The 16,080-nt window shown below is 69.7% G+C and carries 17 protein-coding genes; 10 read left to right on the forward strand and 7 right to left on the reverse strand.

Annotation, left to right across the window (positions count from 1 at the left end; genetic code table 11):
* Positions 1-2: 2 nt before the first annotated feature.
* From DES41_RS04765 to DES41_RS04780, 4 genes are read right to left on the reverse strand one after another with little or no spacing between them, the layout of a single operon-like run.
* Entirely contained in the window at positions 3-761 is a 759-nt protein-coding gene (locus DES41_RS04765) for an amino acid ABC transporter ATP-binding protein (protein ID WP_114466329.1), read from the reverse strand.
* Entirely contained in the window at positions 755-1,408 is a 654-nt protein-coding gene (locus DES41_RS04770; RefSeq protein ID WP_114466331.1) for an amino acid ABC transporter permease, read from the reverse strand. The genes DES41_RS04765 and DES41_RS04770 overlap by 7 nt, the downstream gene beginning before the upstream one ends.
* 1 nt (position 1,409) lies before the next feature.
* Positions 1,410-2,255 carry a transporter substrate-binding domain-containing protein gene (locus DES41_RS04775; RefSeq protein WP_114466333.1) on the reverse strand — a complete coding sequence of 282 codons (846 nt, stop codon included), beginning with the start codon at positions 2,253-2,255 and terminating at the stop codon, positions 1,410-1,412.
* A 56-nt stretch (positions 2,256-2,311) separates the two neighbouring features.
* Positions 2,312-3,826 (reverse strand): amidohydrolase family protein, encoded by a 1,515-nt coding sequence (locus tag DES41_RS04780; protein ID WP_114466388.1) that lies wholly within the window; start codon positions 3,824-3,826, stop codon positions 2,312-2,314.
* Positions 3,827-3,858: 32 nt separating this feature from the next.
* On the opposite strand from DES41_RS04780, the gene DES41_RS04785 reads away from it, so the two are divergent.
* Positions 3,859-4,320: a nucleoside deaminase gene (locus tag DES41_RS04785; RefSeq protein ID WP_114466390.1), complete on the forward strand. Its 462-nt coding sequence runs from the start codon at positions 3,859-3,861 to the stop codon at positions 4,318-4,320.
* Between the two features lie 14 nt (positions 4,321-4,334).
* Here DES41_RS04785 and DES41_RS04790 read toward each other — a convergent pair whose 3' ends face one another.
* Genes DES41_RS04790 through DES41_RS04800 form a run of 3 tightly spaced genes read right to left on the reverse strand, consistent with a single transcriptional unit; the run spans position 4,335 to position 7,141 of the window.
* Positions 4,335-5,204, reverse strand: a complete 870-nt coding sequence (locus DES41_RS04790; protein ID WP_114466392.1) for an ABC transporter permease — start codon at positions 5,202-5,204, stop codon at positions 4,335-4,337.
* Complete coding sequence (locus DES41_RS04795) at positions 5,197-6,048, reverse strand: ABC transporter permease (protein ID WP_114466394.1); 852 nt, start codon at positions 6,046-6,048, stop codon at positions 5,197-5,199. The genes DES41_RS04790 and DES41_RS04795 overlap by 8 nt, the downstream gene beginning before the upstream one ends.
* Before the next feature lie 4 nt (positions 6,049-6,052).
* A complete protein-coding gene (locus DES41_RS04800; protein WP_114466395.1) occupies positions 6,053-7,141 on the reverse strand; it encodes an ABC transporter ATP-binding protein in 1,089 nt (362 codons plus the stop codon).
* Between the two features lie 289 nt (positions 7,142-7,430).
* Between DES41_RS04800 and DES41_RS04805 the strand changes: the two genes are divergently transcribed.
* The 9 genes from DES41_RS04805 (at position 7,431) to DES41_RS04845 (ending at position 16,079) form a co-directional block, all read left to right on the forward strand.
* Positions 7,431-8,480, forward strand: a complete 1,050-nt coding sequence (locus tag DES41_RS04805; RefSeq protein ID WP_114466397.1) for an ABC transporter substrate-binding protein — start codon at positions 7,431-7,433, stop codon at positions 8,478-8,480.
* 4 nt (positions 8,481-8,484) lie between these two features.
* The gene (locus DES41_RS04810; RefSeq protein ID WP_114466399.1) at positions 8,485-9,216 is read left to right on the forward strand and encodes a maleate cis-trans isomerase family protein; all 732 of its coding nucleotides are present in this window, start codon (positions 8,485-8,487) and stop codon (positions 9,214-9,216) included.
* A 74-nt stretch (positions 9,217-9,290) separates the two neighbouring features.
* A complete protein-coding gene (locus DES41_RS04815) occupies positions 9,291-10,028 on the forward strand; it encodes a GntR family transcriptional regulator (protein WP_114466401.1) in 738 nt (245 codons plus the stop codon).
* A gap of 78 nt (positions 10,029-10,106) precedes the next feature.
* A complete protein-coding gene (locus tag DES41_RS04820; RefSeq protein ID WP_114466402.1) occupies positions 10,107-11,465 on the forward strand; it encodes an amidohydrolase family protein in 1,359 nt (452 codons plus the stop codon).
* A 213-nt stretch (positions 11,466-11,678) separates the two neighbouring features.
* On the forward strand, positions 11,679-12,674 hold the full coding sequence (locus DES41_RS04825) for an ABC transporter substrate-binding protein (RefSeq protein WP_114466404.1): 996 nt from the start codon (positions 11,679-11,681) through the stop codon (positions 12,672-12,674).
* Between the two features lie 11 nt (positions 12,675-12,685).
* Positions 12,686-13,510, forward strand: a complete 825-nt coding sequence (locus tag DES41_RS04830) for an ABC transporter permease (protein ID WP_114466406.1) — start codon at positions 12,686-12,688, stop codon at positions 13,508-13,510.
* Between the two features lies 1 nt (position 13,511).
* A complete protein-coding gene (locus tag DES41_RS04835; RefSeq protein ID WP_114466408.1) occupies positions 13,512-14,282 on the forward strand; it encodes an ABC transporter ATP-binding protein in 771 nt (256 codons plus the stop codon).
* Positions 14,282-15,280: an NAD-dependent epimerase/dehydratase family protein gene (locus tag DES41_RS04840; protein WP_114466410.1), complete on the forward strand. Its 999-nt coding sequence runs from the start codon at positions 14,282-14,284 to the stop codon at positions 15,278-15,280. The genes DES41_RS04835 and DES41_RS04840 overlap by 1 nt, the downstream gene beginning before the upstream one ends.
* Positions 15,273-16,079, forward strand: coding sequence for an SDR family NAD(P)-dependent oxidoreductase (locus tag DES41_RS04845; protein WP_245965567.1), 807 nt, complete (start codon positions 15,273-15,275; stop codon positions 16,077-16,079). The genes DES41_RS04840 and DES41_RS04845 overlap by 8 nt, the downstream gene beginning before the upstream one ends.
* Position 16,080: the final 1 nt, after the last annotated feature.

The following is a 16,080-nucleotide window of genomic DNA, read 5'->3' on the forward strand; positions in this document are numbered from 1 at the left end:
TGTCAGGCATGCAGGTGTCCCAAAAAGCGTTGGGTGCGCTCGGCCTGCGGCGCGTCGAAGATCTGCTCGGGCGGGCCCTGCTCGATGACCAGGCCACCGTCCATGAAGATCACACGGTCGGCAGTCTGGCGCGCAAAGCGCATCTCGTGCGTCACCACCACCATGGTCATGCCGCCAACGGCCAGCTCGCGCATCACATCCACGACCTCGGTGACGAGCTCGGGGTCGAGCGCGGACGTCGGCTCGTCGAACAGGATCAGCTCGGGCCGCATCGCCAGCGCGCGCGCGATCGCTACCCGCTGCTGCTGGCCACCAGAGAGCTGAGACGGCCGCTTGTCGATGTGCTGGGACATGTGCACGCGTGCCAGTTCGGCGCGGGCACGCTCGCGCGCCTCCTCGGCCTGGATACCCAGCACCCGGCGCGGGCCCATGGCCACGTTGTCCAGTGCCGACTGGTGGGCGAACAGGTTGAAGCGCTGGAACACGAAGCCGATGCGGCTGCGCTGGCGCGACAGTGCGGCCTCGCTGTGCTCGCGGCCATCGACGTCGCGGCCGATCAGGTCGCCACGCAGGCGGATGCGGCCGGAGTCCGGCGTCTCCAGCCAGTTCAGGCAGCGTAGGAATGTGGTCTTGCCGGAGCCGGACGGACCGATCAACACGACGGTTTCGCCCTCCGCCACGGTCAGCGCCGCATCGTGCAGCACCTGCCGGCCGCCGAAGCTCTTGCACACGTCGGTCGCTTGCAATACGGGTTTCACCATGCGGGCAGCCTCTTTTCCAGCCATCGTGAGAGCCAGGCCAGCGCCGACACCGTGAGGTAGTAGTACAGCGCGATCAGCAAAAACAGTTCGAAGGGTGCGAAGTGCACTGCGATGATGGCCTGGCCCGCGCGCGTGAGCTCGTAGACGGAGATCACGGACAGCAGCGCCGACCCCTTGACCAGCGAGATCATCTCGTTGGTCGCAGGCGGAACCACGGCGCGCAGCGACTGCGGCAGCAGCACGTGCCAGAGGATCTGGTGATGCCGCATGCCAATGGAGCGTGCGGCCTCGGCCTGGCCCTTCTCGACCGAGTTCAGCCCCCCGCGGAAGATCTCTGCCAGGAAGCCCGCCGCATTCAGTGCCAGCGCAATCACGCCGGCCCAGAACTCAGGCAGGTTGATGCCGATCTCGGGCAGCGCGAAGTAGACGAGGAAGATCTGGATCAACAGCGGCGTTCCGCGGATGAAGTCCACATAGGCCCGCACGCACCAGCGTAGCGTGCGCGAGCGCGACATCGAGGCCAGTCCCAGCACGCTGCCCAGCACCAGGCCCAGCAGCATGGCCAGCGACGAGATCTTCAGGGTCGTCACCAGGCCAGCCCCCAGCAGGGGCACCGAGTTCTCGACCAGAGTCCAGTCGAACGCCATCTCAGCTGAAGGACGGGATGCTGTCGGCCAGGTTCATGCGGAAGCCGAACCATTTCTCCTGCAGCTGGTAGATCGCGCCACTGGCTTTCAGCGCCTGCAGTTGCGTGTTGAGGTACTCGACGATTTCGGTGTCTTCCTTGCGCGCTGCGATGCCAGCCCAGTTGTCGCCGCCCATCCCCTTGACGATGGCGTACTTGCCCGGCGCGTCCTTGAGCACCATGGCCAGGGTGGCCAGCGTGTTCAGCACGCCGTCGACACGGCCCTGGGCCAGCGCCACGTAGGCGGACGGATGGTCGTCGAAGGTCCGCAATTCCTTGAAGCCCGCGCCGCCCGCGCTCTTGAGCGATGCGTTCATCTTGTCCTGCAGGATCTGGCCCGGGGAGCCCAGCTTGACCGCCAGGGTGCGGCCGTTCAGGTCGTTGGCGGCCTTGATCCTGTCCGCGTCGGCGGCCCGCACCAGCAGCGCCTGCGATGCCTCGGCATACGGCACCGTGAAGCTCACGCGTTCCAGACGCTCCTTGGTGTAGCTCATGGAACTCATGACCACGTCGAACTTCTTCGTGTAGAGCGAGGGGATGACGCCGGCCCAGGCGGTGTCGACAAACACCGGCTTGACGCCCAGCGGCTTGCACAGCAGATCGGCAAGCTCGACGTCGTACCCGACGATCGTGGCGCCCTGGCGGTACGTGAAGGGCACGTACGCGGCCTCGCAGCCGATGCGCAGCTCGCCGGAAGACTTGATCTGGGCCAAGGTCGTGCCGCCGGCGGCGTGCGCCGCGCGGGACAGCAGGGGCAAGGCGGTGGCCGCGCTGGCGGCGAGCAGATGGCGGCGGGAGATGAACGTCATGGGCAAAGCTCCAAGGGAACGGATGTGGATGGAAGGAACGGGAAAACCGAGGGCGCTCAGTGCAGCGGCAGGCGTGCGGCGTAGGTGTCGGCCGGTACCGGCGTGGCCAATGCCTGGCGGTAGATTCCTTCGACGGCCCGCAGGATGGGCTCCACCGAGGCCTCGGCTTCGGCGAAGCGTTCGGCCAGCTGGCGGAACTCGGCCTCGGTCTCGCGCAGCAGCGCGCGCTCGTCGATGCGCTTCAACACGCCGGCGCTCAGCACCACCTCGCCGGCCACCATCGAGAAATCGAGGCCGGCGCCGCGCTCGGCATAGACCAGCTGGCGCACCGGGTCGTTGTAGGGCGTGAAGGTCACGGTGTCGGTGCGGTAGGCCACGAGGTCGGCGATCGCGCCGACGCGCACGCTGCCCAGCGCATCGCCGAAGCCCAGCGCCCGACCACCGGCCAGCGTTCCCGCCGACAGCGCCTCGAGCGCCGACAGCCAGCGGCCCGGCTCGTCGCCGCGCAACTTGGAGACTGCCGCAGCGCTGCCCAGCACGTTCAGCATGTTCACGGTGACGGTGGAGCAGGAGCCGTCGGAGCCCAGGCTCACGTTCACGCCGGCGTCCAGCAGCTCGCGCACGGGCTGTACGCCCGAGCCCAGCGTCAGGTTGCTCCACGGGTTGTGCTGGGCCGTGGCACCGCTGCGAGCCAGCGCATCGATCTCGCGCGGGTTGAGCCAGACCGCATGGATCAGGCTGGTCGCCGGCTTCAGGAAGCCGATGCGGTCCAGGTACTCGACGATGGGGCTGCCATACAGGATCTGGCCCGTCACGACCTGCATGCGGGTTTCCTGCACATGGGTGATCAACGGCAGCGCCAGTTCGTCGGCCAATGCGCGCACGGCCAGCAGGAAGGATTCGTTGCAGCGCTGCGGCGCCGAGGCCGAGACCAGCACGCCCACCCGGTTCTGCTGCGGGTGGCGCGTCCGTGCCAGTTCGCGCACGAGGCTCAGTTGGTCGCTACCGGCGGGCGGTGGCGACGCACGCAGGTCGGCCGCCAGGTCGGCAGGAAAGTGCTCCGCGACGAAGGGGAAGTTGTCGACGATGGGCTTGTCCATCATGGCGAAGCCGGTCAACGAGCGGATGCCGATGTCTTCGTACGCCTGCAACGACGCCTCGATGCGCTCGCGGTCGATCGCGCCACCCAGCGCCATGTCGTCGACCAGCGTGGTGCAGCCGGTGCGCAGCGATTCGATGGCCCCGATCATGGTCCGCAGGTAGACCTGGCGCGGCGTGAGCGGCACCGGGATGCGCGTGCGCACCAGATGCATCCACAGCTCCAGCGGCAGGTTCTCGGTGCGTCCGCGCTGGTAGTGCTCGTGCGAATGCTGGTGGCCGTTCACGAGGCCTGGCACCAGCAGGCGGTCCGCGAGGTCGACCACCGTGTCGGCCTGCCCCAGCGTGCCGGCCGCTGCGATGGCCACGATGCGGTCGCCCTCGACCAGCACGTCCTGCGGCTGCGCCGACGGCGCGAGTGCGTCCCCCAGCAACACGCGCGCGTTGCGCAAAAGGGTGCGTTTCTTGCTCATGCCTTGGCTCCGGATTTTTGAAAGGATGTTGGATGACCGACGCGCACTGGATGCGCCTGGCGCTGGACGAAGCCGAGGACGCCTACGCCCGCGGCGACTGGCCGACCGGCGCGGTGCTGGTGAAGGACGGTGAACTGCTGGGCCGCGGCCAGAACCGGCAGGTGAGCCAGGGCGACCCCACGCTGCATGCCGAGCCCGACGCGCTGCGCCAGGCCTTCGCCGCGCACGGCCCGGCCGCGGCGCAGGGCGCCACGCTGTACTGCACGATGGAGCCCTGCCCGATGTGCGCGGGCGCGCTCAAGCTGGCCGGCGTGGGCACGCTGGTGCTGGCCCTGCGCCACGCCACGCTGCGCCGCAGCGACCTGGGCGACTACAGCATCGAGCGCTTCTGCGCGCTGACCGGACACGCCATGGCGCTGCGGGACGGCGTGCTGGAGGCCGACTACCTCGCGCTGCGGCTGCGCTGGGGCGGCGACCGCGTGCGCCCTGCCTGAAGCCTGGCCGCGCATCAGCGCATGTGGCGCGTGATGCCGGCCACGCGCTCCATGACGACCATCAGCACCAGCGTGGCGGCGATCAGCACACCGGAAACCGCCGCGGCCCGCACATCCAGGTTCGACTCGATGATGTGCCACATGCGGATCGGCAGCACCTCGCTGCGCGCGTCCGACAGGAACAGCGACACGGCCACGTTGTCGAACGAGTACATGAAGCCGATGAAGGCACCGGCCAGCACGCCGCGCGCGATCAGCGGCAGCGTGACGGTGCGGAACACGTAGAGCGGCGAGGCACCGAGCGAGTGGGCGCTTTCCAGCAGCACGCCGTCCATCTGCAGCAGGCTGGCCGAGGTGGTCCGCAGGATGTAGGGCGTGGTGATGGCCACGTGGCCCAGCACCAGCGTGGCGAACGACAACCCCGTGCCCGCGATGTTGAACAGCATCAGCAGCGACAGGCCGATGGCCAGCGCCGGCAGCATCAGCGGCGACAGCAGCACCGCCTCGGCCGCGCGCGCCCAGCCCTCGCGCCGGCGCGCCAGCGCCAGCGCGGCGGCCACGGCCAACACCACCGAGATGCCGGTGCCCACGGCCGCCAGCTTGAGCGAGAGCACGCCGGCATCGATGAGTTCGGGCGAATCCCACAGCGCCTGGTACCAGCGCACCGAGTAGCCCGGCGGCGGGAACTTGAGCGAGAAGCCGCTCGTGAACGAGGTGATGAGCACCACCACGGTCGGCGCCAGCAGCAGCACGCCGGCGCAGAGGCCCAGCAGGCCGAACACGGCCCAGAACGAGCGCCGCTCGAAGGCGCCAGCCAGCGACTCGGCCGCGCGCGGCGCGGTGGCGGGGCGCACGGGGGCGCCGGAAACGAAGGCATCAGGCATGGACGAATCCCCGGCTGCGGCGGCCCAGCGCGTTGATGGCGACGACCACGGCCAGCACGCTGGCCAGCAGCAGCATCGCGATCGCGGCGGCGAACGGATAGTTGTTGGCCTGGATGGCCTGCTGGTACATGTAATAGGGCATGAACATCTGCTGCCCGCCACCCACCAGCGTCTGCGTGACGAAGGCGCTGATGCTGGAGGCGAACACCAGCAGCGCGCCGGCCAAGAGGCCCGGCATGGTGAGCGGCAGCGTGACCTGCCAGAAGGTGCGCCAGTGGCCGGCACCCAGCGCCAGCGAGGCCTGGCGCAGGTTGGCGTCGGTGTTCATGAGCGAGGTGATCAGCGGCAGCACCATCAGCGGCAGCTCGATCTGCGCCAGCGCCACCGTCACGCCGCCCGGGGTGTAGAGCAGCTTGAGCGGCTCGGCGATCAGGCCCCAGTCCAGCAGCACCGTGTTCACGATGCCCTGGCGGCCCAGGATCACGACCCAGGCGAAGGTGCGCACTACCGAACTCGTGAGCAACGGCAGCACGATCAGCAGCATGAGCATGCCTTGCCAGCGCGCCGGCGCCTGGGTGTAGAGGTAGGCCAGCGGGAAGCCGATCAGCAGGCTCAGCGCCGTGACCTTGAGGCCCAGCCACAGCGTGCTGCCCAGCACGCCCAGGTTGAAGCCGTCGCCCAGGAACTTGGCGTACTGGCCGATGCCCATCTGCGCCATGCCGGGGTCGTCGTGCAGGCTGATCCAGCCCAGCAGCAGCATCGGCGCGAAGACGAAAAACAGGAAGAAGATGCCGAGCGGCAGCGCCAGGCCCAGCGGCGGCGCGAAGCGGGGTGCGGTTGCCATGCCGTCAGCCTGCGAACACGCCCGCCGGCGCGCCGGGACGCAGCCGCACACCCACCTGCTCGCCCGCCTCGTAGCGCAGCTGGCCTGCGCTGCGCGGCTGCGTCACCTTGATCGTGCCGCCCGTGGCCAGTGCGAGCTCGTAGACCAGCGACGGCCCCAGCGGCAGCACCATCTCCACCCGGGCCGGCAGCGCCCCCACGCTGGAGGCGGCCAGCACCAGGTTCTCGGGCCGCGCCGCGACGACCACGCTGCCCACGCGCGAACAGGGGGCGGCGCGCTCCAGCGCGATCGCGCCGCCGGCGGCGCAGTCCACCGCGTAGCCGCCTTCGGCGCTGCGCAGCTGGCCCGGCAGCAGGTTGGCCGTACCGATGAAGGTGGCAACGAACAGCGTGGCCGGCCGGTCGTAGATGGCCTCGGGCGTGTCGAACTGCTCCACGACGCCCGCATGCATGACGGCGATGCGGTCGGCCATGGACATCGCCTCGTCCTGGTCGTGCGTGACCAGGATGGTGGTGATGCCCAGCTCGCGCTGGATGCGCCGGATCTCGATCTGCATGTCCAGCCGCAGGTTCTTGTCGAGCGCGGCGAAGGGCTCGTCGAGCAACAGCACGCGCGGGCGCACGGCCAGCGTGCGCGCCAGCGCCACGCGCTGCTGCTGGCCGCCCGACAGCTCGCGCGGGTAGCGCTTGCCGTAGTCGGCCATGCGCACCATGGCCAGCATCTGCGCGGCGGTGGCGCGCGCCTGCTGGGCCGCCACGCCACGCGCGCGCAGGCCGTAGGCCACGTTGTCGGCCACCGTCATGTGCGGGAACAGCGCGTAGTTCTGGAACACGATGCCGGCACCGCGCTCGTTGGTCGGCAGCGCGTCGACGACCTCGCCGCCGATGCGCACATGGCCGCCGCTCTGGCGCAGCAGGCCGGCGACGATGCGCAGCAGCGTCGTCTTGCCGCAGCCGCTGGGGCCCAGCAGTGCGACGAGTTCGCCCGCCGGGATGTCCAGCGACACGGACTCCACCGCCGTGGAGCCGGCATAGCGGTGGTGGATCTGGTCGAGGACGATGCCGACCCCGGCGGTTCGTTCGGAAGCTTGCATGCGGTGGCCTGGTGGTGGGGCGGCACCGGAAGGCGCCGCGATGACGGTGCAACTCAAGAACCGTGCCACGGATCGCTGCCCCGCATGGCTACAAACGTCCTCCACATTGGACACAATCTGGTTTTTCATTGAGCACAATTTGGTGCGTGATGCGCCACATTGGCGCAGTTGCCGCACCGGCTTGGGAGAGGCGCCCTGCGGCGCCACTGGATACAGGCCATGGCACAAAGCTTGCGCAGAGAGCCGCAGTCCCGCCATCGGGCAGCCCTCGCAACCTAGGAGTCCACCCATGTCCCTGTCCCGCCGCACGCTGCTGCAGGCCGCCGCCGGTTTCGGTGCCGCCCAACTGCCGCTGCACGCCAGCCTGGCGCACGCGCAGTCCAAGACCATCTCGGCCACCACCTACCCGGGCGCCTGGGAATCGGCGCACCGCAGCATCCTGCTGCCGGCGTTCGCCAAGGCCACGGGCGCATCGACCAGCCTGGTCTCCTCGCTGGCGGTGGACACGGTGTCCAAGATCGTCGCCTCCAAGGCCAACCCGCCCTACGACGTGGTGATCCTCGACGAAGGCCCCTACCTGGCCGCACTCTCGCAGGACATCTTCGAGAAGATCCCCGTCGACAAGATGCCCAACCTCAAGGACGTGCCGCCCAAGCTGGTCGACCCGCGCGGGCTCGGCGTGTTCGTGTCGGGCCAGATCATCGGCATCGCCTACAACACCGAGAAGATCAAGAACCCGCCGAAGAACTGGAACGACCTGCTCAAGCCCGAGTACAAGGGCCGCGTGGGCCTGGCGGGCATGGGCTCGACGCTGATGTCGGCCTGGATGGTGGAGATCGCGCGCCTGAACGGCGGCAGCGAGGAAAACCTCGAACCCGCGTTCCAGTTCGTCAAGAAGCTGCTGCCCAACGTGAGCGCGGTGGCCAGCAACCCGGGTTCGCTCGCCACGCTGTTCCAGCAGGGTCAGATCGACATCTCGGTGCACTACAACAACAACGTGGGCGACCTGCAGGGCAAGGGCGTGCCGGTGGCGCTGGCCCGCCCGGAGACGGGCTGGATCCACATCAAGAGCGTGATGCACATCGTCAAGAACACCAAGAACCCCGACCTCGCCGCCGCCTACATCAACGCCGCGCTCAGCCCCGAAGTGCAGACGCAGATGGCGGCCGCGCCCTACTTCGTCGCGCCGGTCAGCAGCAAGGCGCAGTTCAGCCCCGGGCTGCAGGCCTACGCCAAGAACGTGGCGGAGATCGAGGCGATGAACGGCGTGGACTGGGCCAAGCTGAACCCGCGCCGCGGCGAGTACATCGACCGCTTCAACCGCGAAGTGAAGGTGTGAGCCGATGAAGCGTGTGCTGCTGGGCATGCTGACGCCCTCGTCCAACACCGCGCTGGAGCCGCTCACCGCGGCCATGCTGGCGGGGTTGCCGGAGGTGTCGGCGCATTTCGCGCGCTTCCGCGTGACCGAGATCTCGCTCGGCGCGCAGGCGCTGGGGCAGTTCGACCTCGAACCCATCCTGCAGGCCGCGCGGCTGCTGGCCGATGCGCGCGTCGACGTGATCGCCTGGAATGGCACCTCGTCGGGCTGGCTCGGCTTCGACACCGACGAGGCTCTGTGCGCACGCATCACCGCGGAGACCGGCATCCCGGCCTGCACCTCGGTGCTGGCGCTGAACGAGGCGATGCGGCTGTCCGGCCACACGCGCTTCGCGCTCGCATCGCCCTACCTGGCCGACGTGCAGCAGCGCATCGTGGCCAACTACCGTGCGAGCGGTTTCGACTGCGTGGCCGAGCGCCACCTGGGCAAGCAGGTCAACTTCGAGTTCTCCGAGGTCACGCCCGCGCAGATCGAGGCCATGGCGCGCGAACTCGCCGCCGCCGGACCGCAGTGCATCACCACCTTCTGCACCAACCTGCGCGCCGCGCACTTGGTGCCGGCGCTGGAAGCAGAACTGGGCATGCCCGTCTACGACACCATCGCCACCGCCGTCTGGAAGTCGCTGCGCCTGGCCGGCGTGGACACCCGCCGCGTGCAGGGCTGGGGGCGCTTGTTCAGCGAACTGCCGGGCGCCTGAACGCGCCGCCTGCCGCTACCATCGGCCCGCCTTCCTCCGGCCATCCACCCACCACCACCGTCATCAGGTCCACCATGGCCACCCCTCCGTCCCGGCGCACGCTGCGGCTGCCCCCCACCCAGGCCAGCGGCAAGGCCGCCTCCAAGGACGACATCTACGAACGCATCTACGAGGCCGTGGTCGAGCACCGGCTGCTGCCCGGCACCAAGCTGTCGGAAGAGCGCGTGGCCGAACTGTTCGCGGTCAGCCGCACCCAGGTGCGCGGCGTGCTGCAGCGCCTGGCGGTCGAGCAGCTGGTGACGCTGATCCCCAACCGCGGCGCCTTCGTGACCACGCCCAGCGCCGAGGAGGCGCACGACGTGCTGGAGGTGCGCCGCACGCTGGAGCCGGCCGTGGTGCGCCGGCTCATCGCGCGCATCGCCGCAGGCAAGGCCAACACCGCCGTCAAGCAGCTGCGCGCGCTGGTCAAACGCGAGCAGCAGGCCCATGCCAGCGGCGACCGGCGCGCGGCCGTGCGGCTGTCCGGCGAGTTCCACGTGCTGCTGGCCCAGCTCTCGGGCAGCGCGATCATGACGCGCATGCTGCGCGAACTGACCCCGTTGACCTGCCTGGCCATCCTGACCTTCGACGCACCCACCGGCGCGGCCTGCCCGAACGACGAGCACACCGAGCTGCTGGACGCCATCGAGGCTGGCGATGCCGATGCGGCGGTCGCGCTCATGGACGAGCACCTGCACCACATCGAGAAGTCGCTGAACCTCGACGCCGAGGCCGCGCCGGAGATCGACCTGGCCGAGGCGCTGCTCGGCTGATCTCCGGCTGACCTATCGGCGACAGTCCGCCAGCAGATTGGATACAAAGCCGGCACGGCCGTTGCTTGCAACGGCCGCATGACCGACCTGACCGACACCCCTACCTTCGACCTGCTGCTGCTCGACGCCATCGCGCTGACAGCCGACCCTGCCCAGCCCGAGATCCGCGGCGCCGCCATCGGCATCGCCAACGGCCGCATCACCTGGCTGGCCGCGCAGCCGCCCGAGCGCTACGAAGCCACACGCGTGCTGCGCCTGCCGGGCCACTTCGTCACGCCGGGCTTCGTCAACACGCATGCCCATTCCATCCTGACCATGGTGCGCGGCGTGGCGGCCGACCTGGGCTTTGCGCCCTCGTACACGCCCGGCATTCCGAAGGGCACGCAGGTGAACCCCGATCAGGCGCGCGCGCTGGCACGGCTCGGCGCACTGGAGGCCCTGCTGTTCGGCTCCACCGTGCTGGGCGACAACTTCGTGCACGCCGACGTGACGACCGAGGCCATGGTGGAGCTGGGCATGCGCCTGGCGCCCAGCTGGCGCATCCACGACGTGGATTTCGCGCGCGTGGCGCATGGCGACTGGCACCACAGCGCAGACATTGGCAACGCCACGCTGCAGGCCGGGCTGGACCTGCATGCGCGCTGGGCTGCTCACCCCCGCGTGCGCGTGAACCTGGCCGCGCACGCGGTCGACACCTGCTCCGAGGGCTTCCTGCGCGAGGTGGCCGCGGCATCGCAGCAGCACGGCCTGGTGGTCAGCACGCACCTGGGCCAGAGCCAGGTGGAGGTCGACCGCGTGCTGGCGCGCTGCGGCCGCAGCTCCACCGAGGTGCTGGCCGACACCGGCCTGCTGAACGAACGCCTGATGGGCGGCCACTGCATCTACGTGACGCCCGAGGACGCCGCCCGCATGGCCGCGGCCGGCGCGCATGCCGTGCACATCCCCAAGTGCAACGCCACCTCGGGCCGGCTCGCGCCCACGCCTATGCTCAAGCGCGCGGGTGTGAACATGGCGCTGGCCACCGACACGCAGCACGGCGACATGGTCGAGCTGATGCGCTGGGCGCTGGTCACCGCGCGCGTGCAGGAAGGCCGCGTGGACGACAGCTGGCAGCCGCGCGACGTGTTCCACATGGCCACGATGGGCGGCGCCAAGGCCTTGGGCATGGCGGACGAGATCGGCAGCCTGGCCTTGGGCAAGGCGGCCGACCTCGTGGTCTTCGACGCCAACCGCCCGCACCTGCGCCCGCACGTGAACCCGCTGGGCAACCTGGTTCACACGGGCCAGGGCCGCGATGTGTCGATGGTGGTGGTGGACGGCGAGATCCTGGTGGAGAACGGCCGGCCCACGCGCGTGGACATGGACGCCGTCTGCGCCGAGGCGGAAGAGGCCGCACGCGCGCTGTGGGCCGCCGAGGGCAAGCGCTACTGGCTCTGACGGCCCGGCGCGCACCAAGGCCGGGCAATTTGTATCCAATGTGGCGCATGGTGTGGCGCCACTTTCGTGCCGCACGGCTGGCGCCCAGGGCCATCGCACCAGTGAATCCGTTTGGCGACAAACACTTATAGGATTGGATACAAACTGGCATGTCCCTTGCTGAACTGCACCAGGTCCCGCGCTCGCGGGCCCGGCCAACCTCCAGGGAGCACCATGTTCAAACTTCTCGCCCGCCTCGCCCTCGCCGCGGCCGCGGTCCTGCCGCTGGCAGGCCAGGCCCAGGACGCCATCAAGCTCGGCTACGCCAAGTGCGCGCACTGCACGCCGCTGGCGCTGACGCCGGCCAACGCCAGCAACGTCAAGCTCGAAGCCATCGCCTTCAACACCGGCAACGATGTGCTGACCGCCCTGCTCTCCAAGAGCATCGACGTGGCCCAGGTCACCTACCTGCACTACGCCACCGCGCTGGACAAGGGCTTCGACGTGGTCGCCATCTCCGGCCAGATCAATGGCGGCTCGCAAATCCTGGTGGGCAACGACCTGCCGCTGGCCGAGAACGACTGGGCCGGCCTCAAGAAACTGATCGCCGACTACAAGGCCCAGGGCAAGCCCTTCCGCGTGGCGGCCTCGCGCGGCAATGCGCAGGACATCCACATGCGCGGCGCGTTCGCCAAGCAGGGCATCGACATCAACAAGGATGTGCAGTTCATCAACATCCCGAACCCGTCGGACCACGTGCAGGCGCTGCGCCGTGGCGAGGTCGAGCTGATCTGCTCGGTCGACCCGTTCGCCACCCAGATCCGTGAGGTGAAGGCCGCCAAGTTCTTCACCTTCCCGTACGACCAGGCGGCCGGCAAGCTGACCAACCTGATCGTGACGCGCTCGGACGTGATCTCCGGCCGCGCCAAGGGTGTGGAAGAGACGGTGCGCTCCATCATCAAGGTCAACAAGCTCATGGAGAGCGACAAGGCGCAGTTCATCGACACCATCCAGAAGGTGACGGGGCTGGACAAGGCCATCGCCACCGGCGCCGCCGCCAACCTGTACCCGGACTACGCCATGCACCGCGCATCGGCCGTGGCCATCGCCCAGATGATGCGCGAGCTGAAGTACATCAACACCGACGTGAGCACGGCCGTGGAGAAGAACATGGACTACCGCTTCCTGGAAGCCGTGACCGGCCAGCCCAAGACGGCGCTGGGCTACTGAGAGGCGTGCGCATGACCCGAGATTCCGTCCTGCTGCGGCTGTACCGGCGCGTCGAGCGTGCCCTGGTTCCGGTGGCGCTGCTGATCGGCTGGGAGCTGTTCTCGCGCTCCGGCGTGCTGCCGCCGGCGCTGCTGCCGGCGCCCTCCCAGGTGCTGGTGGCCTGGGCGGACTGGGTCTTCGCGACCGACGGCAACACCCAGACCTACACCGGCAAGTGGATCCACGACGTGGCCGCCAGCGCCACGCGCGTGTTCGCCGGCTTCGCCATCTCCACCATCCTGGGCGTGGGCATCGGCATGGCCATCGGCTGGTCGCGCACGGTGGAGCGGCTGTTCGAGCCTGTGCTGCAGATCCTGCGGCCGGTGCCGCCGGTCTCGTGGATCCCGCTGGCCATCATCTGGTTCGGCATCGCCGACAAGCCGGCAATCTTCCTGGTGTTCCTGGGCTCGTTCTTCCCGGTGCTGCTGTCGACCATCCACGGCGTGAAGACCTGCGACCGCAACCTGCTGCGCGCCGGCGCCATGGCCGGCGGCACGCCGGGCAAGCTGCTGCGCCACATCGTGTTTCCGGCCGCGCTGCCCAGCATCTTCTCGGGCTTGCGCATCGCCATCGGCTCGGCCTGGATGCTGACCGTCACGGCCGAGATGGTGGCCGTCAAGAGCGGCGTGGGCTACGTGCTCTGGGATTCGTATTACTTCCTGCGCTACGACATCGTCATCGCGGCCATGGTCAGCATCGGCCTGCTGGGTTTCTTGAGCGACCTGGCGATCAAGCTGCTGGCCGGCCGCGTGCTGCGGTGGCAGCGCGGCTCCACCCTGCAAGCCAAGGAGGCATGAGATGAGCCTGATCGAGATCGACCACGTCACGCGCTTGTTCGACGACCCCAAGCGCGGCAGCGCCGTGAAGGCGCTGGACGATGTCAACGTGCACGTGGCGCGCAACGAGTTCCTGTGCCTGCTGGGGCCCAGCGGCTGCGGCAAGTCCACGCTGCTGAACCTGATCGCGGGCTTCGACATGCCCTCCAGCGGCACGGTGCGGGTGGGTGGCCATGCGGTGACGGCACCAGGCGCCGACCGCGGGGTGGTCTTCCAGCAGCCCACGCTGATGCCCTGGCTGACGGTCTGGGAGAACGTGGCCTTCCACCTGACCATGCAGGGCGTGGGCACGGAGATCCGCCGCAAGAAGGCGCAGCACTTCATCGAGATGGTGAACCTGAAGGGCTTCGAGAACCACTTTCCGAGCGAGCTGTCGGGCGGCATGAACCAGCGCGTGGGCATCGCGCGGGCGCTGCTCATGAACCCCGAGGTGATCCTCATGGACGAGCCCTTCGGCGCGCTCGACGAGCAGACCAAGATGGAGATGCACGCCGAGCTGGTCCGCATCTGGCGCGACAGCCAGAGCACCATCGTGTTCGTGACGCACGGCATCGACGAATCGCTGGCGCTGGGCACGCACGTGGCGGTGATGTCGGCGCGGCCGGGCCGCATCCGCGAGACGCTGACCATCGACCTGCCGCGCCCGCGCGACTCGACCAGCCCGCAGTTCAACGACATGAAGCGGCGCATCCTCTCGCTGCTGCGGCCCGAGCCGGCGGCGGTGGCGGCCTGATGGCCACCTTCATCACCGGGGCCTGCGGCTTCGTCGGCCTGGCGCTGGCGGAACGCCTGCTGCAGCAGGGCGAGACCGTCGTCGGCTTCGACCAGGCGCCGCTGCCGGCTGCCGCGGCGCGCGCCTTCGCCGCCCTGCCCGGCCGGCTGGCCATGGTGCAGGGCGACGTGCGCAACGGCGCGGCGCTGGAGGCAGCCATGCGCACGCACCGGCCGCAGCGCCTGGTGACGCTGGCCGCCATCACGGCCGATGTGCGGCGCGAGCGTGCCGCACCGGCCTCCATCTTCGAGGTCAACCTGGGCGGCGTGGTGGCGGCGCTGTCTGCCGCGGCCGCCTGCGGCGTGCAGCGCGTGCTGCACGCGAGTTCGGGCTCGGTCTATGGCGCCAGCGGCAAGGGCGCCGCCGCGCTGCAGGAAGACCGCACGCCGCTGCAGCCCGAGGGGCTGTACGGCATCTCCAAGCAGGCCGCCGAGGCCGCGGCGCTGCGCCTGGCCGCGCTGCACGGGCTGGACCTGGTGGTCGGCCGGCTCGGCACCTGCTTCGGCCCCTGGGAGGCCGACACCGGCGTGCGCGACACGCTCAGCGCGCCGCTGCAGGTGCTGCTGCGGGCCGAACGCGGCGAGGCCGTGCGGCTGCCGCGTGACAGCCACCGCGACTGGCTCTACGTGCGCGACGCCGCAGCGGGCCTGCAGGCGCTGCTGGACACGCCACGCCTGCCGCACGCCGTCTACAACGTGGCAGCAGGATTCATGGGCACCATGGCCGAGTGGTGCGAGGTCGTGGCCACGCAGCACCCGGGCTGGTCGTGGCGGATCTCTGCTGCGGCCGACTCCAACATCGACTACTACGCACCCTACGACCGCGCGCCCATGGACATCACCCGCCTGCGCGCCGACACCGGCTTCGTGCCGCGTTACGACCTGCACGCCGCGGCCGAGGACTTCTTCGCCTGGCGGCGCGCGCACAGCGCCGCCACACCCCTGCCAGCCCATGCCTGACGCCTACGCCCTCCAACCCACAGCGGCCGCCCGCATGGCCGGCCAGGTCTGCATCGTCACCGGAGCGGCCTCCGGCATCGGCCGCGCCATCGCACGCCTGCTGGCCGCCCACGGCGCCGCGGTGGTGGTCGCCGACATCACGACCGAGGTCATCGAGGGCGGCGCGCCGACCGTGGCCGCCATCCAGGCCACCGGCGGCCGCGCCGCGTTCATCGAAACCGACGTGGCCAGCACGGCCCAAGTCGACGCGCTGGTGGCGCAGACCGTGGCGCGCTACGGCCGGCTCGACGTGCTGGTCAACAACGCCTGCATCCGCCACGCGCGGCCGCTGCTCGACCTGGAAGAGGCCGACTGGCAGCGCGTGCTGGACGTGAACCTCTCGGGCGTCTACCGCTGCTGCCGCGCCGCCGTGCGCCAGATGCTGCGGCAGGCGCCGATGGACGGGGTGCGCGGCCGCATTGTCAACCTGGCCTCGCAGCACGGCATGATCGCCGCGCCCGAGGACCTGGCCTACGGCGTGAGCAAGGCCGGCATCGCCTACCTCACGCGCCAGGTGGCGACCGACTACGCGGCCCGGCAGATCGTCTGCAATGCGGTGGCGCCCGGCAAGATCCAGACCGGCCAGGGTGGCCGCGCGCTGGATCCGGCCGTGATGGACCGCGCCACGCGCCGCACGCCCTGGCCGCGCCTGGGCCAGCCGGACGACGTGGCGCGCGCCGTGCTGTTCCTGGCCAGTCGCGATTCGACCTTCACCACCGGCGCCCAGCTCATGGTGGATGGCGGCTGGATGGCCGCCTGAT

The sequence above is a fragment of the Pseudorhodoferax soli genome, assembly GCF_003337555.1.
In the GTDB taxonomy this organism is placed as follows: Bacteria; Pseudomonadota; Gammaproteobacteria; order Burkholderiales; family Burkholderiaceae_C; genus Pseudorhodoferax; species Pseudorhodoferax soli.